This window comes from Pediococcus claussenii ATCC BAA-344 (assembly GCF_000237995.1).
Classification (GTDB): Bacteria; Bacillota; Bacilli; order Lactobacillales; family Lactobacillaceae; genus Pediococcus; species Pediococcus claussenii.
Genome location: NC_016605.1, coordinates 164,095 through 186,393 on the forward strand (window position 1 = coordinate 164,095; position 22,299 = coordinate 186,393).

The window sequence follows — 22,299 nt, forward strand, 5'->3', positions numbered from 1 at the left end:
TTAGTTGGTCTAATTATATCATTTTTGAAACCGCTATCACAAAAAATGATTTTACTACTAAGATAAATTTTGATAGACTGATAAATGTAAATCGTAATCATTACTATTTAGAGAATGGAGAATATTAATGCGCAAAATAGGTCTAGCTTTATTAATGTTGATTTCTGTTGCTATAATGGCTGGATGTACAAACCGGACTACTAGTAACAAGAAGGTCGAAGTAGTTAGTACTCTTAATTTTTATGGGGAAGTTGCTTCAAAAGTTGGTGGCAAATACGTTTCAGTACATAGTGTTATCAAAAATCCAGATGTAGATCCACATGATTTCGAACCCACTGCACAAACAGCAAAATTGGTATCTAAAGCGAATGTAATTGTTGAAAATGGTGTTGGGTATGATAGTTGGATTAATCGGTTAAGTTCTCAAGAAAAGCATGTTATGAAGATTAATATGGGAAATGAAGAACACAAAAAAGAGGGTGATAATCCTCATCTATGGTACCGTCCGGAAACAATGCAAAAATTGGCGCAAAAATTAGCGGATGATTTAAGCAAAAAGGACCCTAAACACAGTAAGTATTATCAACGAAATGCTCAAAAGTATTTGGATGAGATTAAGCCTTTGGATACAAAATACAAGAAATTAAAGGTTAAAAAACAAGAATTAGTTGATGTGACAGAGCCGGTATTTGATTATACCCTAGAAAGTCTTGGATATAAGGTCAACAATGTTAAGTTCGCGCTTGCTATTGAAAATGAAACTGATCCTACCCCAGCAGTAATTAGTAAGATGCAAAATGATATTCGCAAACATAAAATTGCATTTTTGGTAAATAACACGCAAACTAGCAGTTCTGTAATTAAAGGCTTGACCAATTTGGCTAAAGAACATAAGGTCCCAATTGTGAATGTTACAGAAACAATGCCATATGGTAAAAATTACCAAGAGTGGATGATGGATCAATTGGATCAGGTGGAAAAAATTCAGGAGGCAGGTAAATGACGGAGACTTTAGTTCAAGTACATGACATTTCGGTTAATTTTCCAGACAAAAAATTATTTCAAAATTTAAGTTTCGATATAGACCGACGGGAATTTTTGAGTGTGATCGGAAGTAATGGTGTAGGAAAAACAACATTGATTCGCGCTATGTTAGGACAAATCACCCCAACTAGTGGTGAAATCAAGTTTCGAGAAGGACTAAAAATCGGATATGTTCCGCAATTTAGAAATATTGATGCGGATTATCCATTGTCAATTCGTGATTTTGTTGCTTTAAATTTACAAGATGGAAATTTTCCATGGCTAAACAAGCAAGAACGAGCACAATTGGATCAAATCTTGGATGAAACAGATTTAAAGAGCATTCAAAACACTAGAATGGGTCGTGCTTCTGGTGGACAACTTCAAAAGGCCTACCTGGCACAAGCATTAGTTGATGATCCAGATTTGCTTGTGTTAGATGAATCAACGGCAAGCCTTGATAATGAGAGAAAGTACGAGCTTCTGAATTTGGTGCAACATTTTAACGAACAACATAATCTAACAGTCATATCAATTACCCATGATTATGCATTGTTAAAAAAATATTCAACACGATATTTAGAGCTTAGACCAGATGGATACCAGCTTGGTATGGTGGATGACATTAAAAGTAGGGAGGATTTTGCAAGTGTTTAGTTTTGAATTCATGCAAAATGCCTATATTGCCGGAACGTTTATTGCAATTGTTTGTGGGATTATGGGTGTGTACGTTGTTGGACGAAATATGTCGTTTCTATCACATATGTTATCTGAAATTGGGTTCTCGGGAGCCTCTTTTGGAATCTTTATGGGATGGCCGGCTTTGAATGGAATGTTATTATTTACCATTGTTAGTTCAGTTTTAATAGGACGAATGAGTGTACAGGCTTCAAGAAGAGAGGCAGCTATTTCGGCAATTTCTAGTCTGTTTTTGGGATTAGGTATTTTGTTTTTAGCAATTTCTAGTAAAAATGTCAGTTATGCAACTAATATTTTGTTTGGTAGTGTGATTGGAATTAGCCGTCAAGAAGTGTGGCAAGTTTTAGTACTTACAATAGTAGCTTTATTATTTATTTTCTTCATGTATCGATCTCTTAAGTTTGATTCATTTGACCATATTGGAGCATCGGTTAAGGGAATTCATACTAATTTGGTTTCAATTATTTTCTTAGTTGTTTTAGCTTTGAGTGTTAGTACAGCAGCCCAGGTTGTGGGATCACTTTTAATTTTTGTTCTACTAACATTACCAGCTTCTGCTGCCAAATTTGTATCAAAAACAGTCAGTGGGATGATGTTATTCGCTGTTATTGCAGCGTTGATTGGGGTCTGGCTTGGACTGTATCTTGGTTATGTGACAAATTGGCCGGTTAGTTTCTTCATTGCAACAATTGAGTGTGCTATTTATTTTGGGGCGTTGTTGTTTAATAAAAATAAATAGAGATGTAATAGTTTGATTTCCGTTCTCAATATTAGTTAGTGCCTAAAAATTAATCTTATTTATTGCGTGGAACGTGGTGCGCACAACTTTGAGCCTTGGAAATTCACCAAGCCTCAAAGCTTGACGTTATTGTAACTAGGAGGAACAAATTTTCAAAATCCGAAAATTTGCTATTCGGCTTAACCCGCCTCAGTCGCACTGACGCATAAATAAGATTATTTTTTTCATTTTTATTGGTTTGTATTGCAATTCATTGATATATTGAGAGCGATAATTCTGGAGAGGCAAAACAGATTGAATTGTATGAATATGGATCATATGTATTAAGCGGAGTGAACACTCCATTTTAGGCCTCTGGTTTGTTTTAGTAGAAATGGCGGTAGTGATTTTATGTTAAATTCGGTTTGTGTTTTGTCAAACTATTAAAAAATGCAGAAAAAGGGCTTTGAAATATGCGTCAATGGCTAAATTATCCTTATGGACGGAGTCCGTTAGGATAACGTCAAGCTGTAAGACTTTTTGGGTTTGGAAAAGGCTTAGAGTTGGCGAGCCATGTTCCACGCAATATTTCAAAGTCCTTTTTCAAGAACAAACAAAGCTAGAGGAATGGGTAAATAGTGCAACGCAAATCTGAAAGTTAAGATAGAAGGGTAAATTTAATTAATGCTCTAAGCCTACCCAGTCATTTCCACACTTCCGGTCATAACGTGCTCCAAAGACCAGCCTTCTGCGCTTAACTGCAAATCAAAAACGATGACCAAAGTGCGTTCATCATTTTTGATTCACTGTTAATGCTCTAAGCCTACCCAGTCATTTCCACACTTCCGGTCATAACGTGCTCCAAAGACCAGCCTTCTGCGCTTAACTGCAAATCAAAAACGATGACCAAAGTGCGTTCATCATTTTTGATTCACTGTTAATGCTCTAAGCCTACCCAGTCATTTCCACACTTCCGGTCATAACGTGCTCCAAAGACCAGCCTTCTGCGCTTAACTGCAAATCAAAAACGATGACCAAAGAGCGTTCATCATTTTTGATTCGCTGTTAATGCTCTAAGCCTACCCAGTCTTTTCCACACTTCCGGTCATAACGTGCTCCAAAGACCAGCCTTCTGTGCTTAACCGCAAATCAAAAACGATGACCAAAGAGCGTTCATCATTTTTGATTCACTGTTAATGCTCTAAGCCTACCCAGTCTTTTCCACACTTCCCTCATATATGCTATTATTACATTAATTATAAAAACGAGGTAAGTAAATTGAAATTTAAACGAAGCGAGCGTTTAATTGATATGACCAACTACTTAATGACCCATCCTCGCACCCTTATTTCTGCGGGATTTTTTATTAAGCGTTATGATTCTGCTAAATCCTCTATTAGTGAAGATTTAGGAATTATGAAAGCCACCCTTGAAACGCAAAAAATTGGTTCAATTGAAATAACCAATGGTCCCACTGGCGGAGTTCGGTTTATTCCTAGTATTGGTGCTGAAGAAGCGAAAACAGTTACTGAAGCTTTAATTAAAGAACTTTCTGAGCCAACTCGGCGCTTACCCGGGGGATACGTCTATATGTCGGACATACTGGGAGATCCCCAAATGATTCGTAATATTGGACGTATTTTGGCTAGCGAATATGTGCATTCTGCTGTGGATGTTGTGATGACAGTTGAAACAAAAGGAATTCCATTGGCACAAGCCGTTGCCGAGCAATTAAATGTACCATTTATCATTGTTCGACACGATGCTAAAATTACAGAAGGTTCCACCATTTCAGTTAATTATGTATCGAAATCGTCAGAACAGATAAAAAAAATGGAATTATCCAAGCGCAGTCTGCCTGTTCAATCTAAGGTACTGGTAGTGGATGATTTTCTAAAGGGTGGCGGAACAATTGCTGCTATGACAAACTTGATTCAAGAATTTGATGCTGAATTAATTGGAGTTTCGGTTTTTGCAGAGGGAAGTTATAATGGAACGCGCAGTATTTCTGAATATACATCAGTGTTAAAAGTTGATACATCAGCTGATGATACAATCAAGATAACTAGTGGGAATTATCAGAAACGAATTTTTAAAGGAGAGAAATAATGGAGAAGAAGTTCACGATTATTTTAGCAGCAGGTCAAGGAACTAGAATGAAGTCTAAGTTGTACAAAGTTTTACATAAAGTGAGTGGTAAAGCAATGGTTGACCATGTGTTGACACAAGTTGAAAAAACTCACATGGATAAAGTGGTTACCGTGATTGGACATGGTGCAGAACAGGTTCGCGAATTGCTTGGAGACCGAACAGAGTACGCTTTACAAAGTGAACAACTTGGAACAGGACATGCTGTTCTCCAAACTGAAAGTTTGTTAGGCGGTGAAGAAGGAATGACCATGGTAGTTAGTGGTGATACCCCGTTATTCCGTGCTGAAACTTTCGAAGAATTGTTTGAATACCACAAGCAAAAGGGTGCGGCAGTTACAATTTTGACAGCCAACGCAGATAACCCATTTTCATATGGACGGATTGTCCGTAATAATGTTGGCGTGGTTTCAAAAATTGTGGAACAAAAGGATGCTACACGAGAAGAAACTGAAATTACTGAAATTAATACTGGTGTCTACTGTTTTGATAATAAAAAATTATTTGCGGCTCTTCACCAAGTTAAGAACAATAATGCTCAGGGTGAATATTATCTTCCAGATGTTATTGGAATAATGAAAAATCAGGGCGAAATTGTGGCTGCGTATCAAATGGATGATTTTTCAGAGTCAATGGGAGTAAACGATCGTCTTGCTTTATCTAAAGCAACAAAGGTAATGCAAAAACGTATTAATGAAGAACACATGCTTAACGGTGTGACAATTATTGATCCAGAAAACACATATATCGATTATGGGATCAAAATTGGATCAGACACGGTTATTGAACCAGGTGTCCAGCTACAAGGTAATACAAAGATTGGTGAGGATTGTGTAATTGGGGCCCATTCTAAGATTGTTGATTCAACGATTGAAGATCGTGTAACTATCACTGCCTCAACAGTCGAATCTTCTATTATGCATTCGGATAGTAATGTAGGTCCAAATAGTCATTTGCGTCCTAAGAGTGAATTAGGAGAATTTGTTCATGTGGGTAATTTCTGTGAGGTTAAAAATGCTACATTGGGTGCCCGTACTAAAATGGGTCATTTGAGTTATGTTGGCGATGCTACTCTTGGAACAGATATTAATATTGGCTGTGGTGTCGTATTCGTCAATTACGACGGTGTTAGCAAATATCATAGTAACGTTGGCGACTATTCCTTTATTGGAAGTAACTCCAATGTAGTGGCTCCAATTGAACTGGCTGATCATAGTTACGTAGCGGCAGGATCTACAATCACGAAGGATGTAGAACAGTATGGAATGGGTATTGCACGTGCCCGCCAGGTTAATAAGCCTGACTATTTTAAAAAATTACCAGTTTACGAAGCTGCAATTGAAGCAGAAAAAAATCAAAAGAACTAAGTTAACTTGATTTCAGGTTGTAAAATGCATTATTATGTTATGTGGGATTAATTTAATAACTTTATGTCTAGTAACTTTCTGGAGGAAAAAATGTCTGAACATTATTCAGATCCAAAGCTGAAGATTTTTGCTTTGAATTCAAACAAGCCTTTGGCTGAAAAAATTGCCGAAGCAGTTGGTGTTGAACTTGGAAAGACGTCGGTTGATCGTTTTAGCGATGGCGAAATCCGCATTAACATTGAAGAAAGTATTCGTGGGGACGAAGTTTACATTATTCAGTCAACATCTGCCCCAGTTAACGATAACTTGATGGAATTGTTAATCATGGTTGATGCCTTACGTCGCGCCAGCGCAAGTACCATCAATATTGTTATTCCTTACTACGGTTATGCTCGTCAAGATCGTAAGGCTCGTTCACGCGAACCAATCACAGCTAAATTAGTTGCAAATATGATTGAACGTGCTGGTGCTACAAGAATTATTGCGTTAGACTTACACGCTGCTCAGATTCAAGGATTCTTCGATATTCCTTTGGATCATTTGATGGGTGCACCTTTGTTGGCTGACCATTTTATCGAACGTGGGTTATATAAAGATGCCGTAGTTGTTTCTCCAGATCATGGTGGTGTAACTCGTGCTCGTAAGTTAGCAGAGTTTCTAAAAGCCCCAATTGCAATTATTGATAAACGTCGTCCTCGTGCCAATGTTGCTGAAGTTATGAACATTATTGGTGAAGTTAAGGGTAAACGTTGTATCATGATTGATGATATGATCGATACGGCTGGCACAATTACTTTAGGAGCACAGGCGTTGATGGATGCCGGTGCTACAGAAGTATACGCAAGTTGTACTCACCCAGTTCTTTCTGGTCCGGCTATTGAACGAATTGCGAACTCTCCAATCAAGGAGTTAATTGTAACTGATTCAATTAGTCTTCCAGAAGAAAAGAAGATTGATAAGATTAAACAAATTTCAGTTGGCCCGCTTATTGGTGAAGCAATTCGCTTGATCCATGAAAACAAGCCGGTCAGTCCGTTGTTTAATAACCGTTTTAGCAAAGAAAAAGAATAAGATATAGTAGAAACGTCCTTAAAATTATAAGGGCGTTTTTTAATTTAATTAAAATGTGGATTTAAAATTTGTCGCTGGCAATAATCACTCGATTTATATTTTATGTGCATTTTAAAATACTTATTGAACTTGTAGTAATACCAAATAATAAAATTTTAGGTCAATTTAAACTTAATAAGACTATCAACTGCATTCAAAACTGCCTGTTCAGCAGTGAATTGTGGCGTGAAATTAAGTAATTCTTTTGACTTCTCACCGCTGACGTTGCGATTCATATACATTAATAATTTTCCTTCACGAGCTTGAGCGTTGCCAAAGAATGCACCTAGGTTAATAACTAGTTTCGATAGTGATTTATCAGTGATTTTATGACTGATTTCGGGACGTTGATTTGTAATTAAATTAGCAATTTCTTGGAATGAAATTTGGCCAGGTGCCGTTGCAATAAAGCGCTGATTGTATGCCTTAGAATTTTTAATGGCTAGAACATGCAGTCGAGCAACGTCTGAAACATCAATAACGTTTAATTCAATTGGCGGAATTCGTTTTGTTTTGCCTGAGATTATGTCTTGTAATAAATTAAAGCTGCCTGAAACATGATTATTAAATGATGATCCCAAAATTGCAACAGGGTTGATGGTGGTGAGCTTTATATGGATGTTAGGCTGTTCGATGTATTGCCATGCCGCTTTTTCTGCAAGTAACTTTGATTTTTCATAGATTGATAGACCAATAGCATGTTCATCAGTCCAATCTGACTCTTTTGTGACACTATTGGATCCGACAACTTTACTAAAGCCCACAGCGCCAAAGTTGGAGGTCATAATTACTTGTGGGACTTTGGCAAGATTTGCAAATTTTAGAATACGCTGAATACCATTTACGGCGGGTTTGAGTGCATCAGATTCGTTAGTGATTTTTCCAAAGAAAACTGGAGACGCAACACTCATCACGACGTCACATGAATTCATGGCTTCAAACCAATTATGATCATCCATAAGGTTGGCTTCGACGAATGAAAGATTTTTGAGATCAGGAGTATGTTGGTCAGTCAATGTTTTTAAAACTTCTGCTTGTTTGTCTAAATTTCGAAGGGTGGTAATCACCTGATATTTATTTTTTAAAAGTTGATCTATGATATGCAATCCAAGAAATCCTGAACCGCCTGTTACTAGAATACGTTCCACACTAAATCCTCCATTTTTAGATTGAATTTGATTGCTTTTTAAATTATTATGAATTCTAAACTATCAACCTAAGTTTATAGCAAATAATGATGGAGATAATTATGGCAAAAACGTATTCAGTAAAAAGAGTAGCAGAAATTTTTGGGTTATCTGTTTCGGCATTGCACTTTTATGATAAAAAAGGATTGTTGCCTTTTGTTTCTAAAAATGAGATGGGGTATCGTATTTTTACTGATTCTGATTTAAATTTTATTCATACAATCTGTTGTTTAAAGGATACTGGGATGAAAATTGACAATATAAGAAGTTATATTGAATTTTGTATGGAAGGGCCCACAACGATTAACAAGAGACGGCAGTTATTGGAAGAACACCGAAGGAAGATTGAGGAACAACAGCGAGTATTAGCGGAAAGAAAACAAGAGGTTGATGAGAAACTGTCAATTTACCGTTCAAAAGATGCAGCAGAGATCATTAACCATGAAATTAACTATGTGTCTGCAGAAAAAAGTAGTGTTAACTTAAAAAATCCGTTTGCAAAGTTGCAGAACGGACGGCAATAATTTAATTGAGAGAAATTAGTATTCGCCAGCACTAATTTTCTTTGAGTCGATAACGTTTGAATTTAAAAACCAATACTGGTGATAGTCACCCTTTAGTGCTGAAAATGAAACAGGTTCAGCACCATTTTTTTTGATCTGTTCGTTTAAATATTCCTTAACTATCCAAGGATCTTCCAAGGCTTGCTGTTCCAGAGACATAATCCTATTGAACTTATCAGTTGTAATATTTAAATCAGCAGCAACTTTTTCGCCTTTTAAGTTAGAACGTAGTAGGGCTTCATTTAGTTCCTTACGTGTGTTGCGTCTTTGTAAAGGATTTAGTGACATATTATTATCTTCTTTCTAAAATAGATGTTGGTATTAAAAAACCTTCCAAATTGTAAATCGGAAAAGACCGACTTGCAACTTGAAAGGTTATGAAAGTTAATATTATTCTTCGCTACCTAGGAATTTAGCAGTATAAGCGGCGATTGCTGAACCAACCAATGGTGCTAATAAGTAAACCCAGTAGTGCGATAATGCCTTGCCACCAACAAAGATAGCAGGTCCAAAACTACGAGCAGGGTTCAATGAACCACCAGTTAAGTTTAGCGCTACGATAATCATAAAGCCTAATGTTAAACCAATGATTAATCCTGCAAAGTTTGCATTACCATATTTGTTACTTGTAACTAGTAAAATAACAAATACAAATAGGAATGTAATCAATGTTTCAACGAAAAATGCGGCACCAGCTGAGATGATGGGAAAATCTGTTTGTCCCAAGTTGTTAGTTGGAGCATTCATTGAACTAAGCAAGAATTTGACAACCGCTGAGGCAAGAATTGCACCAATAAATTGCGAAACCACGTAATAAATTGCGTCACTAGCTGAAATTCGCTTGTTAATAAACATTCCGAGTGTAACAGCGGGATTAAAATGACCTCCCGAAATAGCACCAACTGAGTAAGCCATGATGGTTACTGCTAAACCAAATGCTAAACCAATAGCTAAAACGTCGCCTTTTGCAATGGTGACGGTTGCAGTACCAACGAAAACTAGTACAAATGTACCAATAATTTCTGAAATATACTTGCGCATAAAAAATTCTCCTTTTCCTTAAAATAAAGCTGTACGTAAAATTATATACTAAATTTAAATATTTTCATAATGTAACTCATTATTTCAATTCAATTTCTCTTATGCAAAATAGTAAGTTACGTTTATGTTACAATAGATGTATACAGATGAACGGGGGCAATTATTATGAGTAAAGTTGATATCACTTTAATTGATCAGGCTACCGCTAAGGTTATGCTGCAAGAATTTAAGAGTCAAAAGAAAGACAATGTTCCAGTTCTTAAAAACCCGGGACATTATATTTTGCCTGACTACAAAATTACCAGACAGCGAAAAGCATTCAAGATTCGGAAACACACGTACCTAACTCGCAAATTTCGTTCATACGTTGCCCTCGATTCCGATAATGGGCATACATTGTGGATTAGAAATTTTGGTAGTTTGACAGAAGCAATCTTTTGGCTTGAATCAGGTTTGAAGCTTGAAGATACTGATACAGATACACGTTTCTCATATGGTGAGTGGAAGCAGAAGCATCAAGAGGAAATTGAAGATTTAAAAAATCAATTGCGAATTGCTAAGGAAAAAAAGAATAATGCATTACGTCAAATCTTATAAATAGCGGTTTTAAATTTAGTATAATTTACATAATAAAGTTGTGACAAACAATGTTTTGTTGCAACTTTATTTTTATTTCAGTTAGGTTGAAATGAGCAAAACACACGCTATGGATTGATAATACCAAAGGAGTTAATTTTTGATGAATAAACCAGTCGGCTAATTTTACTTAGTTCTCTTTGGTATGTCATAATGTCAAAAAAGGGGGAATTGTAGTGTCTACTGAAAATAAATTACTCAGTTCAGTCGCTTATCTTAGTGTGTTCTTTCTACCAGTTATTATGCCAATTATTATTTTGGTGATTGCTAGTAAACCGGAATACAGCGAATCACGTTCTAATGCAATTCAGGCATTATGGTTACATATTGCTCCGTGGCTGATGGGAGTTGTTGCGGCGATCTTACTAATTGCTGGAGGCACGGGTGTAGCTTCGAATGGACATGTACCTGCTTGGCCGATCATACTCTTTGTCCTCGTTGGAATAATCGGAATAGCAGTTATTTTCTTGCTTTGCTACAATATTTATCGTGGAATTAAAGTGCTAGTTGACTGATATATCAAGGCCTATAGACTACGACAAGCTATTTTTAAAAAAATAGAGCTTTTATATTGCAAGCGCTTACGGATGGTGTTATTATAATCATGAGGAAAGGGATAAAGCTTCGATTCTACTAAGTTTTTTCTCAAATGTCCCAGTCCAGTGGTTGTGGGATTGTGAAGGGACATAATATTAGTTCTTCGTGAACCACTTCAATCATGAGCGTTTAAGTTAAAAGTTGTGATGTTTAAAGACATTGGTTTCTAAATTTTGTACGTGCGATTGATTTTGGTGAAAAGCTAATGAGGCAACCGTTTAAGAATTTTATGTAATGTTCAAGTCATTAATAGCATTGAGGAAAGTGATGTTAATCCAATGACAGTGTTAATTGTCTAGTTGCAAGACATTAAATTGCAGGATTTAAGTAAAGAAACACAAATTTAGTTCTGGGGGTTCTGTTATTTCAAAGAACAGATTATTTGGCTTCCAAGACCGTCTATATCACCGTTAGCCTGAAATTGTGCATTTACTCACCAAGGGTAGTTGATTGGTTGAACATGCAAAAGCAGACGTGAATACAGTTTTTCAATCAGGTAGGTTAGAAGCACGACGGCGTGAACAATTTAATAAGGTATTTGAAGGTGTAGCTAATTAAGAAACTTGTAAAAGAGATTACAGTTGGACCGAAGAATAACCTTTCCTCATAGAAGATCCTAGCACGGTTTAGAGTGTTAGGGTCTTTTTGTATGGTAAAATCTTCAAGTAGGATATCAAGAACAGAAGAGTTGTGATAACCTATATAGGGAGATTTTGAGTAGGAAAGGGATTTAAAATGAAGCTAAGTAGGCATATTATAATTACGCTGTTTACTTTTTTATTGGGATTTGGGGTAATCTCAGCTGTACATGCTAGTGAGCCAGCATACCAAATTGTAAAAACTGAAAAAATTAAGAATCAACAGTATCATGTAAAGGATACAAGTGGATTTGGATATGATAATAGTCATCGGGAAAAAATTATTAGTCTAAAGGATTATGATCACTCCACTTTACAGGCCTCACAGGTTCGAACTTATCAGTTTAAACAAGGGAAAAAGAATGTGCGAGTTACTTTTTATTACGTAACAGTTGGTGGTAAATCTGCCTGGGTTTGGAATGGGTACTTGGCGAGTGGTCGAGCATCCTTTGATATCAAAGCTCCTGATGCAATTGCAATGGACGATCAGAATGGTAAAGTCTTATACAGTAAAAACGGGAATACCAATGTACCGGTAGCGTCAATGATTAAAATCTTAACGGTTTATATGACTTTTCAAAAAATAGCCAATCATAAGGGAAGTTGGAATAATACAATCAAAGTGCCAGAAAATTTGGCAAAGATGTCTGTTGATCAGACTTGTGGAGGCTTTGAGTTAAAAGCTGGTAATAGTTATAAAATTAGTGATTTATACCAAGCAGCGATGATTGATTCATCAAATGCGGCAACGACTTTATTGGGAATATGGGTTTCTGGTAGTAACACTAACCACATTAAAGCAATGCGAAGTCTAGTTGCAAGCTGGGGAATTAAAGATTCATATTTAATCTCAGCGTCGGGATTAGATAATACTGATTTATCAAAATTTTCAACTGTATTTCCAGGGTCCGGAAGCCATGACCAAAACTTGGTTTCAGTTAATGGCATTGCAGTGATTGCGCGACATTTGATCAATGAATATCCTCAGGTTCTACAAGTTTCTTCAAAAAATTCTGCCAAGGTAGCAGGACAAACGATTGATAATGTAAATACGACTTTGCCAGGCAGACGATTTAATAATCCTTCATTACATATTGACGGTTTGAAAAATGGATATACTGATCGTGCCGGTTATTGTTTTGTTGGTACAGGGCATGTACCTGGTAAGCATCGATTGATTACTGTAGTTGTAAATGATGAAAGTATGAGCACTGATACTAATGCTCTGATGAAACATGTTTACTCGGAAAATATTATGAAGTAACTTTTGGCATAAGATGGTGTAAAGGGCGTGTGATATAACTGGTTTTACATTGCTAAAATGTTAGAATAACAGTATCGAAAATAATTTGGAGGAATTAAAAATGATTCAAGTACCTGGAGATATGACTGAAATGCGTGTCATGATTGAACAATTAAAAGATTTGGGTAAAGAAACTAATGAGGACGAGTTAATTGACCAAGCGGTTGAAGATAATGCACAGGCTATGCTTGATGAAGCGCTTGAAGGACACTACTACTCCGCTAAGCTGAAAGATAATTTGATTACAATCTATGATGTTTTGAACGAACCTGTTGGAACGATTAAACCAATGGAGACAGGCTTTAGTCAGGACTTTAGAGAGAATTCAGATGGACTATGGCTTTATATGGCAACCGAGTTAAAACGAATTTTAGGTGGAAGATAGGGGGATTTATGACAGTTCGATTAATTGCTAGCGATATTGACGGAACATTTTTAAACGATAAGCACACGTTCGATCATGATCGTTTCCAACAACAATTGAATCAAATCATGGATCGTGATATGAAGTTTGTGGTAGCAAGTGGCAATCAACTAGCTCATTGTCAGGAAGTTTTTAGCAAAATTCATGGTGATATTACGTTTGTAGCTGAAGATGGAGCAGTGATTGCCGAGCAAGGCAAGATACTGGATGAAAGTCCAATTCCTGCGAATATGTTAAATGATTTGCTAGACTACCTGATTGGAACTCCTGAGTATGGGGGAGCAACCTTAATTTTATCGGGGCGCGATCACGTTCTGACAAACTTAACAAAGGAAAGTCCAGAATGGGATTTGACCAACTATTTTTATCAAAACATTGTTCCTAACTCAGATTTTAAAAAGATTAATACTCCAATTTATAAAGTTGATATTCATTGGGCTGACATGCGTGATGTTAGGGATAAGGCAGATAAATTACGTAAAGATCTTGGAACTGAGCTGGGAAGTGTGATGAGTGGATTTAGTGGAATTGATATAACGATGCCACACGTTACTAAATCATATGGTTTACAACAATTACAACATATTTGGAGCGTTTCAATGGATGAAACCATGGCTTTTGGTGATAACCAAAATGATTCTGCAATGCTACAGCACGCTCGATTGGGTTACGCGATGAAAAATGCCGCCGAAGAGGCTCTGGAAGCAGCAGAATTTGTTACGCCACTTGATAACAATCAAAGCGGAGTGATGGATGTAATTGATCAGGTGTTGGATGGAAGATTAAAATAGAAAGAATAAAATGCCCCGTAATTGTTAGATTGTTTCATCTGACAATTACGGGGTTTTCTGAAAATAAACATTCTAAAAATTAAGCAATTTTAGAGCAACCACTGAGAAATGAGAGTAAAAGATAGCTTAATGCCGATACAGGCTGTTATTCAAAAAATAAATTTATTTAATGTTATTGCACTTGATTTTATCTTGGCCCTTTTTATACAATCTTCGTAATCAATTCCATCATAATAGGCACCATTATCAGTGAAAGAAGCGTGGTTTCTGTAACCATGATAGAAGCAAAGTCAGAATCCGCATTATATAGTTTAGCAACAACCGGAGCATTAGTCATAACGGGCATGCACGATTGTAGTATGAAGACTTCTTTCATGAGTAAAGGCATTGGTGCCCAGATTACTAGTAATGACATAATAATGGGTGCAAAGATAAAGCGGCCTGATAAGACACCGAGGCTGTCCTTGTTGATGCGCATGTTGCGTAAGCCAGCATCATAAACTGAAATACCAATAAATAGCATGGAAAGTGGAATCGTTAAACCGCCCAAGTAGTTGAAGCTTTGCATGAGAAATACTGGTAATTTTACGTTTAACATAATTAAAGCGATTCCGATCATAAATCCCAAAAGTGGAGCTGAGAACACCTTCTTAATGCCATCAACAAGGTTAATTTTTTGGGTATTATCTGGATTATCACGTTGAATGAAATAAACACCAATTGTCCAAAAAATGGTGGTATTAGCCATATAATATACCAAAACATAAGGTAAACTTTTTGTCCCGAAAATTGCAAGATTAATTGGTAATCCCACGAAAACTGTGTTGGAATTAAAAAACATAGACATAAAAAGACCGCGCCGACTTAGATCGATCCTTAATAATCGCATCACAACCCATGATAGACCCATTAGTATGAACATAGAAACTACGGGAAAAATAAGGTTGGGCAAAAGCGTGATTAATTGATGTTTATTGAAATCCTTCATGATCGAAACAATCATGTAGGGTGGGAGCGCAACTTGTGTTACTAGTTTGGCAACTAATTTTTTTGAATTTTCAGTAAACCAGTGCTGACTAGCAAGGTAATATCCGACTGCAACCATTAAAATGATAACGAGAACGCCTTGAATGCTTTGTAAAAAAATAATAAACACCTCTAAAGTTTAGATTTCAAATTCCATTGTACATTAAATTTAAATAATTAGATAAATGGACTTGTCAAAATGGTTTTGATTGGATTAAAATTGAATAGTATAAGGCGCGGGTAGTGTAACGGATAGCACATGAGATTTCGGTCCTCATGATGAGGGTTCGACTCCCCCCCTGCGCATAGGTATAGAAAGTGAAATAAGGCGTTAGCTTGTGAGGATTTGCTAGCACGTCAGTAAGGAAACTATGACGGTTTTGAAGTCATGGTTTCCTTTTTTTTTTAATTAACCGGAGGAAGTTGCTTGGTGTTGCTCATTTTAGAATAGAGAGAAAAACTAGTACGGCTCGCCAAGTAAGGAATGTTTTGTTACACAAAGCCGAGATACTCGTATGTTGACCATTTCTATGGGCTTGTTGCAGATTAATTCAAATTGTCATACTGAATAATGTACTGAAAATATTGAGAGTGTCAGCGTTAAGCTTAGAATGAGCCTTCAATATCTGAACTAATAAAATGAAGAATTGAAAAACACCATCTATAATTAAGCGTAACATTTAAAGTTAGGATGGTTTGCATTTTATGAAGAAGATCGATTATCAAAAACAGGGGGAGTGGATTCAGGGACATGGGATGTTGCAGTCACCAATATTGCTTGATCCAAGTAACTCTTCAAAAAGTTCACAAGAAATTATTGAATATACTTCTCCATTGATTGGCCAAAAACTAATTGATAAGAAGAATAACCTTGGTATTGAGTCGGATGGAACAATAAAGGCTAATGGTAGAATGTTTAGTTTAAATGAAGTTCATTTTCACCTTAATGCTGAACATCAATTGAAGTATGAATCGCGGCCTAGAGCGTTGGAGATGCATTTTGTATTTCAAGACATGCTTGAAGAAAAATTGGTGGTCGGTGTGACTTTTATAATTGGAAATACCAACGAAACAATCGAAAGATTATTAAGTGGAATGGATTCAGAATTTAAACTGGAGCGAAATGTTAATTTGAGCAGCTTGGTTCCGATGGATGGAAATTATTATTGGTACTCCGGTTCTCTAACGACACCCCCGTTAACTGAGGGCGTTGAGTGGATAGTATATGATCAGCCCTTAACAATTAGCAACGGACAACTGGAACATTATCGTCGATTCTATTTCGAAAAAAATGCTCGTTCAACACAACCAACGAATGGTCGTAAGATTTATTTGATATAAATAGCAGATGACTCGTAGTGATCACCTGGTCTTTTATGGTTAAAAAAAGAAAGGCGTCCGTTATGCATAATTGGAACAAAAGCCATGGAGTAAAGATGAAGAATAATTAATGGAAGCCAGATTAGAGCAGCAATAATGTATGATACCAAAATCCATCTTTTCAATTTACTCACCTCAATTTTTATATCCATTTTAACAGTGGTTGAGCTTAAAAATGGGTTGATAAAGTATGTGGTATATTAGAAAGTTGCTTAACGAGTATATCGTTTTCAATATTAAAGTTTTGTTGAATCCATTCATATATGATGTTATTAACTGCGTATGCGTAGAATTTTAAAGCTAATTGAAATTCAGATGAAATTTTTTCGCCGTTATCTTTTGTGAAAAAACTGGTTAATGTTTCTACGGATAGTTGGCAGTATATTTGTTTGAATATATATTCGTTTTGGGGACTTAGTAGGTCTTTAAAGAAAATTGGATATTTTTTGATAGTTGTTAGCAAGGTTAAGTTTGCATCAGCGATAGAGTTATTATTGAGCTTATCTAAATATGGGGTAAATAAAATAAATCTAAGGGTTTCTTCAATTAAGGTCTCTTTGCTATCAAAATAGTAATAAAAAGTTTCTCTTTTAAGGTTTGATCTTTGCATCAGTTCTGAAATGGTTATTTTCTGAACTGTTTTTTGTGAGGTTATGTCTAAGAATGTGGTGATGATTTTTTTGTAGCTATTTGAAATCAATGTAAAAGCTCCTTCTAACAAATCGATTAAATTGTATGTTTTCATTTTATTTTGGACGGGTTATGATACGACAATGATAAATTACAAAAAGTAAGTAAAGATATTTTATCATCATATTTTTTATTTATCATTTGTAAGGGTTTGAAAAGGAGAAAAAATGGAAACAAGAGAAGCAATTTATAAAAGACAATCCATTCGTCATTTTAAGGATCAAGCAATTCAACAAACAGTATTGGAAGAGATTGTAAAGGATGCACAACGAGCACCTTCGTGGGCAAATTCGCAACCAGGGCATGTCTATGTTGCAATTGGTTCAACACTTAAGGAGATAAAAAAGCGTCATTTAGAGAAGAGTCAGCAAGGAGCTTCAGGAAATTCTGATTTAGAAACAACACATCGAAATACTTGGTCCGTTGAAGCTCAGACGAATATGGAAAATTGGAGTCGGTTTGTTTCACAACGTTTACAAGAAGAACATAGTCCAGTCTTTGCATTTCAAGATGCCCAATTTAATCTATTTAATTCTGCAGCAATCGCTTATTTAACTCTACCTCAGAACGCAAATGGATGGTCATTATATGATTTGGGAGCATTTGGACAAACTTTGATGTTGAGTGCAATTGACCGTGGCATACAGTCAATGCCAGCGTATGAATTAGTGAAGTATCCAAAGGATCTGCGTGAGACAATGGGAATACCTAGTTCCGAGATGATTGTAATGGGAATTGGATTGGGATTTCCGGATGGCAGTGGAATTAATCAGATTTATACAAAGCGCAATGAAATAGATAAAATTTTAACAATAAAAAAATAGAGGATTTTGCAGTGCTTAAGTCTTTGAATTTCTAAAATTGCTGTATAATGGTTCTTAATATATATTAGGAGCTGTTGATATGACTTTAGAAAATTTTAACGTGGCGGTGCCTACCGCTTTTAATGAAAATAATGAGGAATTAGATACAAAGGCGACTTTGCAACACATTAATAATTTAGCACAACAAGGAGTCAAGTCAGTGGTAGTTAGTGGCTCAACAGGTGAACAACACAGTATGTCAACTGATGAAAGGCTTGAGTTAATTAACGCTTTAGAAAATAATAACGAATTGCCTAATGGGTTAGAAATAATTTTTGGGATTGCAAGCACTCGTTTGGCTAACGCCGTTAAATTGGCGCGTGGTGTTGCAAATTCTAAGCGAATTAAAGCCGTCTTGTTAGGATTTCCACCATATATTTTACCGACTCAAGAGGAAGCTATTCAGTATGTTAAAACTGTGCTGGGCGAATTAGGCGACAAACAAGTTATTTTATATAATAATCCACATCGTACCGGCTTTGATTTAAAAGTCGAAAGCATTGTTGAATTGGCTAAAGAACCACAAATTGTTGGTTTGAAAGAATCTGGTAATCCAGAAAAAGTTATTACTTTAAAGGAACAATTACCCGCGGACTTTAGTTTCATGATTGGTGGAGATGCCAACTTATTTGCTAAGAAGTCATTAGGGTTTAACAGTTTATCATCGATTTTAGGGAACTTAGATCCAGAACTTATGGAAACTTATTTCAATGAATTGGAAGCTGAACCAACCGACGAGGATCAAGCACGCGAATTACAACAAAGATTTAATCGTGTGGCAACGGCAGTTTCGGTTTCAAAGCTTAAGAACCTGTTATCAGAAGACATTAGTCTTAATATGGGTGTGGGAAGAGCACCACTTGGAATGTAGAACTTCACTAATTAAAACGGGTCATGCAGATGTTTTATCTGTGTGACCCGTTTTTTGACGAAAATAGAATTTAATAGATGAAACTAACTGTCTTGTTACACTCTCTATCTAAAATGAGTTACACAAGGCAACTTCCTGCGGATAACCAGAAACCTCTGCTCGACGAACAAGTTCGTCAATCCGACGTTTCCTGTTATTCCTCAAAAGTTAATCACCTTGTTACACTCTCTATCTTAATTGCAATTCATAAGCTCGTCGAAGACCGTTTTTTCCTGGAGAAACAGATATTATGCCACGATATTCAAAGCCTTGTTTAGCGATCAGATGTTGCATCCGTTTGTTCAGTTGGTGAGTGTCAATGCGAATATCACGAAACCCATTTGAAAATGCTAAAGATATTAAATTGCTCATAAAAAAGTCACTTAAATGTTGTCCGCGAAAATCACTTGAGAGCGCAATTCGATGAATAGTAGCATACGGCACATTGGCTGCCCAGTTTCCATCGATTTTAGTGTAATGGGGGTCATTTTCTTGTAATAATGTTGCCGTACCAGCAATTTTGTCATTAAAAATTAGAAGATAACAATTTCCATTCTTAATATCTTGTTTAAAAGTATCTTGGCTGGGCTGCCCATCTTGCCATTGAGGGCTTCCATCCTGTTTTAAAAGAAGCTTTGCTGTATCAATAATTTTCATTATGACTGACAGATCGGTTAGTTGGGCCTTGCAAATATAAATTGTTGCCATTGTAAACATCATCCTTAAATTAAATAGATTTGCTGTGCCAGTTGTTCAGGTAATTGGATAAATACCTGCCGAGTGCGGCGGGCTCTTCTTCAAATCCGTTATGAATCCAAGCGATCGCAACGCTAACCATGCCACTGGATAAGAATTCATTCCAATATCTAAAATTATAAGAAGCTTCGTCATCTATGATTTTTTGGGCTGACAACTTTTGTGTAACTTTTTCTGAAATTTCAACAAGTAAATATTCATGATTAGTATTGATTAGAACAGACCAGGCATTGCTGTGATGCTTAATCATTTTAAAAAATTCAGTGAATAGGGTAACTGAATTGACTTGTTCATATTTTAAAGAAGCTCGCATGTATTGGGTTGCTTGGATGGTTAGGTTATGAAAAATAACATCCTCTAGTGAATAAAAGTTTTTATAATAGAAAGTTCTTGAAACGCCAGCATCTGTGCATAATTTACTGATGGAAATATCATCAATTGCAACGGTGGTCATCTCCTGAATTAATGCGTTAAAAAGTTTTTGTAGGGATCTTTTAGAGCGTAGATTATCTTCCATGTTAACAAAACTCCTGTTTTTGTAATCGAAGGATTCTCTTTGATTATAGCGCAAGTTAGAATACTGGTCATGCATAAGAGATAGGAGGAGACAGAAGGTTATGAATACTAAAGCAAAATTAACAATTGCTGCAATGGCAATTAGTATCTTCCTTTGTATGTTGGATACAACGGTAATGAATATTGCATTACCCGCAATCCAAAGCGGGTTAAACATTAGTTTGGAAAATTTATCTTGGGCGATTAACGTATATACAATAGTTTTTGCCGTGTTTACAATTCCTTTGGGAAGAATTGCTGATATTTTTGGAAGAAATAAAGTTTACGTGTTGGGATTAGTTCTATTTGGACTTGGATCACTATTTTCGGGTTTCTCAAACTCGGCCGAATTATTAGTTGCAGGTAGAGGAATTCAAAGTTTGGGTGCTGCAGTAATTTTTCCAACAAGCATGACAATTGGAATTTCGATGACCAATATGGCAAATCGTAGGAATGTTATTGCTGCGCTTGGAATTACTCAAGGATTATCGTCGGCGTTAGGACCTACAATTGGCGGAATTGTGACGCAGTACATGGGATGGCGTTGGATCTTTTTCGTAAATGTTCCATTGATCTTAATTGACTTGGTTCTTTGCTTAGCACTATTACAATTTAAAAATGAGAACCGCTCTAATTCAAAAATTGATTGGCTTGGGATGTTGCTGTCAATGGGGGCTCTTCTTTCAATTACCTTAGCGTTAGTTAAGGGAAATGATTGGGGTTGGACAAGTAGTTCTACGATTGGTCTGATTATTGCGTTCGTATTTTTCTTCGTGTTATTTATTTTAGCGGAGCGCAAAGTTAAAGATCCTATGGTTCGCTTGGACTTATTCAAAAATCGTCAGTTTGATGGCGCAGCACTGGGAATTGTAATGACGGGAGTATTACTAGTTGCAATCATGGTTATCATGCCGTCATTCTTTACCAAGGTTCTGGACAAGTCTGAGTTAATGGCTGCGTTGATGATTACTCCAACGTCCGTAATGATTTTCATTTGGGCGCCGATCGCAGGTTCAGTTTTGGAAAAGATTGGGCCAAGATTATTAATCTTTATTGGGATGTTATTAATGGCATGTGGATATAGTTCATTTCTTTGGATTGATCCAACCCAGTATATGCAAATTTTGATTGCACTATTGTTCGTCGGTGCAGGATTTGGAATGATTGCTGGCCCAGTCATGATACTGGGTGCTGCTGATTTTACAGGAGAAATGTTGACCGCATCACAGAGCGTTATGGGGGTTTTACGACAAATCGGTACTGTTCTTGCGGTGGCAATCTTTGTATCAGCGTTATCAGCCAATATTAGTTCAGCTAAGAGTACAGCTTTAAATGATGCAGATTACTATATTCAAAAGATGGATGTTAGCCAGCAAGTTAAAGATTCAATGCGTAAAAAAACACATGAACAGTTTAAGAATAGTGGTGACGCAGATAGCGTTCAAACTAAACAATCAAGTAGCTTTGTTTCAAAAAAACAACGCCAGCAAATTATTGAAGAAACATATCAAAAAGTCATGAGTAAAGAGCCAAAAAACTTGCCAATACAAGTAAAACAGGTGATTTACACAAGGGTTACCGTTCAGGTTGATAAGAAAATCAAAGACACAAATTCAAAAGTCACGAATGTTGTTAGCAAAATTAAAAGTAATACTAAGAATTTAATTGTTGAGGCGTTTATCAGGCCATATAAGATTACGTTTCCTTTTACAGTTCTGGCAATGTTAATTGCTTTGTTATTTGAGGAAAAAAGATCATATTTGAAAGTTAAACAACAACAGTTGAAACAAGATATAAAATAATATGTGAAGTAAAATCCCGATATAAGTTGCAAGTTTTCTAGACAGGTATATATGACTTAATAAAAAATAACG

General features: G+C 36.2%; 23 protein-coding genes and 1 tRNA gene. 17 read left to right on the top strand and 7 right to left on the bottom strand.

Translation table 11 applies throughout. From position 1 onward, the window contains the following. Nucleotides 1–127: 127 nt before the first annotated feature. From PECL_RS00755 to PECL_RS00780, 6 genes are all read left to right on the top strand, one after another. Complete coding sequence (locus tag PECL_RS00755) at nucleotides 128–1,003, top strand: metal ABC transporter solute-binding protein, Zn/Mn family (protein ID WP_041534533.1); 876 nt, start codon at nucleotides 128–130, stop codon at nucleotides 1,001–1,003. Next, nucleotides 1,000–1,680 (top strand): metal ABC transporter ATP-binding protein, encoded by a 681-nt coding sequence (locus tag PECL_RS00760; RefSeq protein WP_014214683.1) that lies wholly within the window; start codon nucleotides 1,000–1,002, stop codon nucleotides 1,678–1,680. Before PECL_RS00755 ends, PECL_RS00760 begins: the two co-directional genes overlap by 4 nt. After that, a complete protein-coding gene (locus tag PECL_RS00765) occupies nucleotides 1,673–2,461 on the top strand; it encodes a metal ABC transporter permease (RefSeq protein ID WP_014214684.1) in 789 nt (262 codons plus the stop codon). Before PECL_RS00760 ends, PECL_RS00765 begins: the two co-directional genes overlap by 8 nt. Before the next feature lie 1,257 nt (nucleotides 2,462–3,718). Then, nucleotides 3,719–4,549 (top strand): pur operon repressor, encoded by an 831-nt coding sequence (gene purR, locus PECL_RS00770; protein WP_014214685.1) that lies wholly within the window; start codon nucleotides 3,719–3,721, stop codon nucleotides 4,547–4,549. Beyond that, entirely contained in the window at nucleotides 4,549–5,955 is a 1,407-nt protein-coding gene (glmU, locus tag PECL_RS00775; protein ID WP_014214686.1) for a bifunctional UDP-N-acetylglucosamine diphosphorylase/glucosamine-1-phosphate N-acetyltransferase GlmU, read from the top strand. Before purR ends, glmU begins: the two co-directional genes overlap by 1 nt. 90 nt (nucleotides 5,956–6,045) lie before the next feature. Further along, nucleotides 6,046–7,026 (top strand): ribose-phosphate diphosphokinase, encoded by a 981-nt coding sequence (locus tag PECL_RS00780; RefSeq protein WP_014214687.1) that lies wholly within the window; start codon nucleotides 6,046–6,048, stop codon nucleotides 7,024–7,026. A gap of 155 nt (nucleotides 7,027–7,181) precedes the next feature. Here PECL_RS00780 and PECL_RS00785 read toward each other — a convergent pair whose 3' ends face one another. Further along, a complete protein-coding gene (locus tag PECL_RS00785) occupies nucleotides 7,182–8,213 on the bottom strand; it encodes an NAD-dependent epimerase/dehydratase family protein (RefSeq protein ID WP_014214688.1) in 1,032 nt (343 codons plus the stop codon). A 101-nt stretch (nucleotides 8,214–8,314) separates the two neighbouring features. Between PECL_RS00785 and PECL_RS00790 the strand changes: the two genes are divergently transcribed. Beyond that, entirely contained in the window at nucleotides 8,315–8,776 is a 462-nt protein-coding gene (locus PECL_RS00790) for a MerR family transcriptional regulator (RefSeq protein WP_041534534.1), read from the top strand. A 15-nt stretch (nucleotides 8,777–8,791) separates the two neighbouring features. Here PECL_RS00790 and PECL_RS00795 read toward each other — a convergent pair whose 3' ends face one another. Both PECL_RS00795 and PECL_RS00800 read right to left on the bottom strand, forming a co-directional pair. Continuing rightward, on the bottom strand, nucleotides 8,792–9,103 hold the full coding sequence (locus PECL_RS00795) for a DUF2316 family protein (RefSeq protein ID WP_014214690.1): 312 nt from the start codon (nucleotides 9,101–9,103) through the stop codon (nucleotides 8,792–8,794). Between the two features lie 102 nt (nucleotides 9,104–9,205). Beyond that, nucleotides 9,206–9,856 (bottom strand): MIP/aquaporin family protein, encoded by a 651-nt coding sequence (locus PECL_RS00800; protein WP_014214691.1) that lies wholly within the window; start codon nucleotides 9,854–9,856, stop codon nucleotides 9,206–9,208. Nucleotides 9,857–10,021: 165 nt separating this feature from the next. On the opposite strand from PECL_RS00800, the gene PECL_RS00805 reads away from it, so the two are divergent. The 5 genes from PECL_RS00805 (at nucleotide 10,022) to PECL_RS00825 (ending at nucleotide 14,245) form a co-directional block, all read left to right on the top strand. Then, the gene (locus PECL_RS00805) at nucleotides 10,022–10,453 is read left to right on the top strand and encodes a hypothetical protein (RefSeq protein ID WP_014214692.1); all 432 of its coding nucleotides are present in this window, start codon (nucleotides 10,022–10,024) and stop codon (nucleotides 10,451–10,453) included. A 215-nt stretch (nucleotides 10,454–10,668) separates the two neighbouring features. Continuing rightward, nucleotides 10,669–11,007: a DUF4870 domain-containing protein gene (locus PECL_RS00810; protein ID WP_014214693.1), complete on the top strand. Its 339-nt coding sequence runs from the start codon at nucleotides 10,669–10,671 to the stop codon at nucleotides 11,005–11,007. A gap of 817 nt (nucleotides 11,008–11,824) precedes the next feature. Then, a complete protein-coding gene (locus tag PECL_RS00815; RefSeq protein WP_014214694.1) occupies nucleotides 11,825–12,991 on the top strand; it encodes a D-alanyl-D-alanine carboxypeptidase family protein in 1,167 nt (388 codons plus the stop codon). A 100-nt stretch (nucleotides 12,992–13,091) separates the two neighbouring features. Then, the gene (locus PECL_RS00820) at nucleotides 13,092–13,415 is read left to right on the top strand and encodes a hypothetical protein (RefSeq protein WP_014214695.1); all 324 of its coding nucleotides are present in this window, start codon (nucleotides 13,092–13,094) and stop codon (nucleotides 13,413–13,415) included. An 8-nt stretch (nucleotides 13,416–13,423) separates the two neighbouring features. Then, nucleotides 13,424–14,245 (top strand): Cof-type HAD-IIB family hydrolase, encoded by an 822-nt coding sequence (locus PECL_RS00825; protein ID WP_014214696.1) that lies wholly within the window; start codon nucleotides 13,424–13,426, stop codon nucleotides 14,243–14,245. 202 nt (nucleotides 14,246–14,447) lie between these two features. Here PECL_RS00825 and PECL_RS00830 read toward each other — a convergent pair whose 3' ends face one another. Next, nucleotides 14,448–15,392 (bottom strand): AEC family transporter, encoded by a 945-nt coding sequence (locus PECL_RS00830; protein WP_041534688.1) that lies wholly within the window; start codon nucleotides 15,390–15,392, stop codon nucleotides 14,448–14,450. 113 nt (nucleotides 15,393–15,505) lie between these two features. Here PECL_RS00830 and PECL_RS00835 point away from each other — a divergent pair. Both PECL_RS00835 and PECL_RS00840 read left to right on the top strand, forming a co-directional pair. Beyond that, nucleotides 15,506–15,577: transfer RNA gene (locus PECL_RS00835), tRNA-Arg, on the top strand. Nucleotides 15,578–15,976: 399 nt separating this feature from the next. Then, nucleotides 15,977–16,612: a carbonic anhydrase family protein gene (locus tag PECL_RS00840; protein ID WP_014214698.1), complete on the top strand. Its 636-nt coding sequence runs from the start codon at nucleotides 15,977–15,979 to the stop codon at nucleotides 16,610–16,612. A gap of 208 nt (nucleotides 16,613–16,820) precedes the next feature. On the opposite strand, the gene PECL_RS00845 is transcribed toward PECL_RS00840, so the two are convergent. After that, nucleotides 16,821–17,351, bottom strand: coding sequence for a TetR/AcrR family transcriptional regulator (locus tag PECL_RS00845; protein WP_014214699.1), 531 nt, complete (start codon nucleotides 17,349–17,351; stop codon nucleotides 16,821–16,823). A gap of 157 nt (nucleotides 17,352–17,508) precedes the next feature. Here PECL_RS00845 and PECL_RS00850 point away from each other — a divergent pair, with 157 nt between their 5' ends. Both PECL_RS00850 and PECL_RS00855 read left to right on the top strand, forming a co-directional pair. Then, on the top strand, nucleotides 17,509–18,165 hold the full coding sequence (locus tag PECL_RS00850; protein ID WP_014214700.1) for a nitroreductase: 657 nt from the start codon (nucleotides 17,509–17,511) through the stop codon (nucleotides 18,163–18,165). A 79-nt stretch (nucleotides 18,166–18,244) separates the two neighbouring features. Further along, nucleotides 18,245–19,075, top strand: a complete 831-nt coding sequence (locus PECL_RS00855) for a dihydrodipicolinate synthase family protein (RefSeq protein ID WP_014214701.1) — start codon at nucleotides 18,245–18,247, stop codon at nucleotides 19,073–19,075. A gap of 228 nt (nucleotides 19,076–19,303) precedes the next feature. Here the strand turns inward: PECL_RS00855 and PECL_RS00860 are convergent, their stop codons facing one another. Together PECL_RS00860 and PECL_RS00865 are read right to left on the bottom strand one after the other, a co-directional pair. Continuing rightward, the gene (locus tag PECL_RS00860; protein WP_041534535.1) at nucleotides 19,304–19,822 is read right to left on the bottom strand and encodes a GNAT family N-acetyltransferase; all 519 of its coding nucleotides are present in this window, start codon (nucleotides 19,820–19,822) and stop codon (nucleotides 19,304–19,306) included. Nucleotides 19,823–19,841: 19 nt separating this feature from the next. Then, nucleotides 19,842–20,387, bottom strand: coding sequence for a TetR/AcrR family transcriptional regulator C-terminal domain-containing protein (locus tag PECL_RS00865; RefSeq protein WP_014214703.1), 546 nt, complete (start codon nucleotides 20,385–20,387; stop codon nucleotides 19,842–19,844). Nucleotides 20,388–20,487: 100 nt separating this feature from the next. Between PECL_RS00865 and PECL_RS00870 the strand changes: the two genes are divergently transcribed. Continuing rightward, entirely contained in the window at nucleotides 20,488–22,227 is a 1,740-nt protein-coding gene (locus tag PECL_RS00870) for an MFS transporter (protein WP_014214704.1), read from the top strand. Nucleotides 22,228–22,299 lie beyond the last annotated feature (72 nt).

Bases quoted from the DNA above. Each gene is read 5' to 3' on its own strand.
- PECL_RS00855 (WP_014214701.1), top strand. From the start codon at position 18,245: ATGACTTTAGAAAATTTTAACGTGGCGGTGCCTACCGCTTTTAATGAA.
- PECL_RS00820 (WP_014214695.1), top strand. From the start codon at position 13,092: ATGATTCAAGTACCTGGAGATATGACTGAAATGCGTGTCATGATTGAA.
- PECL_RS00800 (WP_014214691.1), bottom strand. From the start codon at position 9,856: ATGCGCAAGTATATTTCAGAAATTATTGGTACATTTGTACTAGTTTTC.
- PECL_RS00790 (WP_041534534.1), top strand. From the start codon at position 8,315: ATGGCAAAAACGTATTCAGTAAAAAGAGTAGCAGAAATTTTTGGGTTA.
- PECL_RS00870 (WP_014214704.1), top strand. From the start codon at position 20,488: ATGAATACTAAAGCAAAATTAACAATTGCTGCAATGGCAATTAGTATC.
- PECL_RS00825 (WP_014214696.1), top strand. From the start codon at position 13,424: ATGACAGTTCGATTAATTGCTAGCGATATTGACGGAACATTTTTAAAC.
- PECL_RS00860 (WP_041534535.1), bottom strand. From the start codon at position 19,822: ATGGCAACAATTTATATTTGCAAGGCCCAACTAACCGATCTGTCAGTC.
- PECL_RS00805 (WP_014214692.1), top strand. From the start codon at position 10,022: ATGAGTAAAGTTGATATCACTTTAATTGATCAGGCTACCGCTAAGGTT.
- PECL_RS00840 (WP_014214698.1), top strand. From the start codon at position 15,977: ATGAAGAAGATCGATTATCAAAAACAGGGGGAGTGGATTCAGGGACAT.
- PECL_RS00760 (WP_014214683.1), top strand. From the start codon at position 1,000: ATGACGGAGACTTTAGTTCAAGTACATGACATTTCGGTTAATTTTCCA.
- PECL_RS00850 (WP_014214700.1), top strand. From the start codon at position 17,509: ATGGAAACAAGAGAAGCAATTTATAAAAGACAATCCATTCGTCATTTT.
- PECL_RS00780 (WP_014214687.1), top strand. From the start codon at position 6,046: ATGTCTGAACATTATTCAGATCCAAAGCTGAAGATTTTTGCTTTGAAT.
- PECL_RS00815 (WP_014214694.1), top strand. From the start codon at position 11,825: ATGAAGCTAAGTAGGCATATTATAATTACGCTGTTTACTTTTTTATTG.
- PECL_RS00865 (WP_014214703.1), bottom strand. From the start codon at position 20,387: ATGGAAGATAATCTACGCTCTAAAAGATCCCTACAAAAACTTTTTAAC.
- PECL_RS00795 (WP_014214690.1), bottom strand. From the start codon at position 9,103: ATGTCACTAAATCCTTTACAAAGACGCAACACACGTAAGGAACTAAAT.
- glmU (WP_014214686.1), top strand. From the start codon at position 4,549: ATGGAGAAGAAGTTCACGATTATTTTAGCAGCAGGTCAAGGAACTAGA.
- PECL_RS00755 (WP_041534533.1), top strand. From the start codon at position 128: ATGCGCAAAATAGGTCTAGCTTTATTAATGTTGATTTCTGTTGCTATA.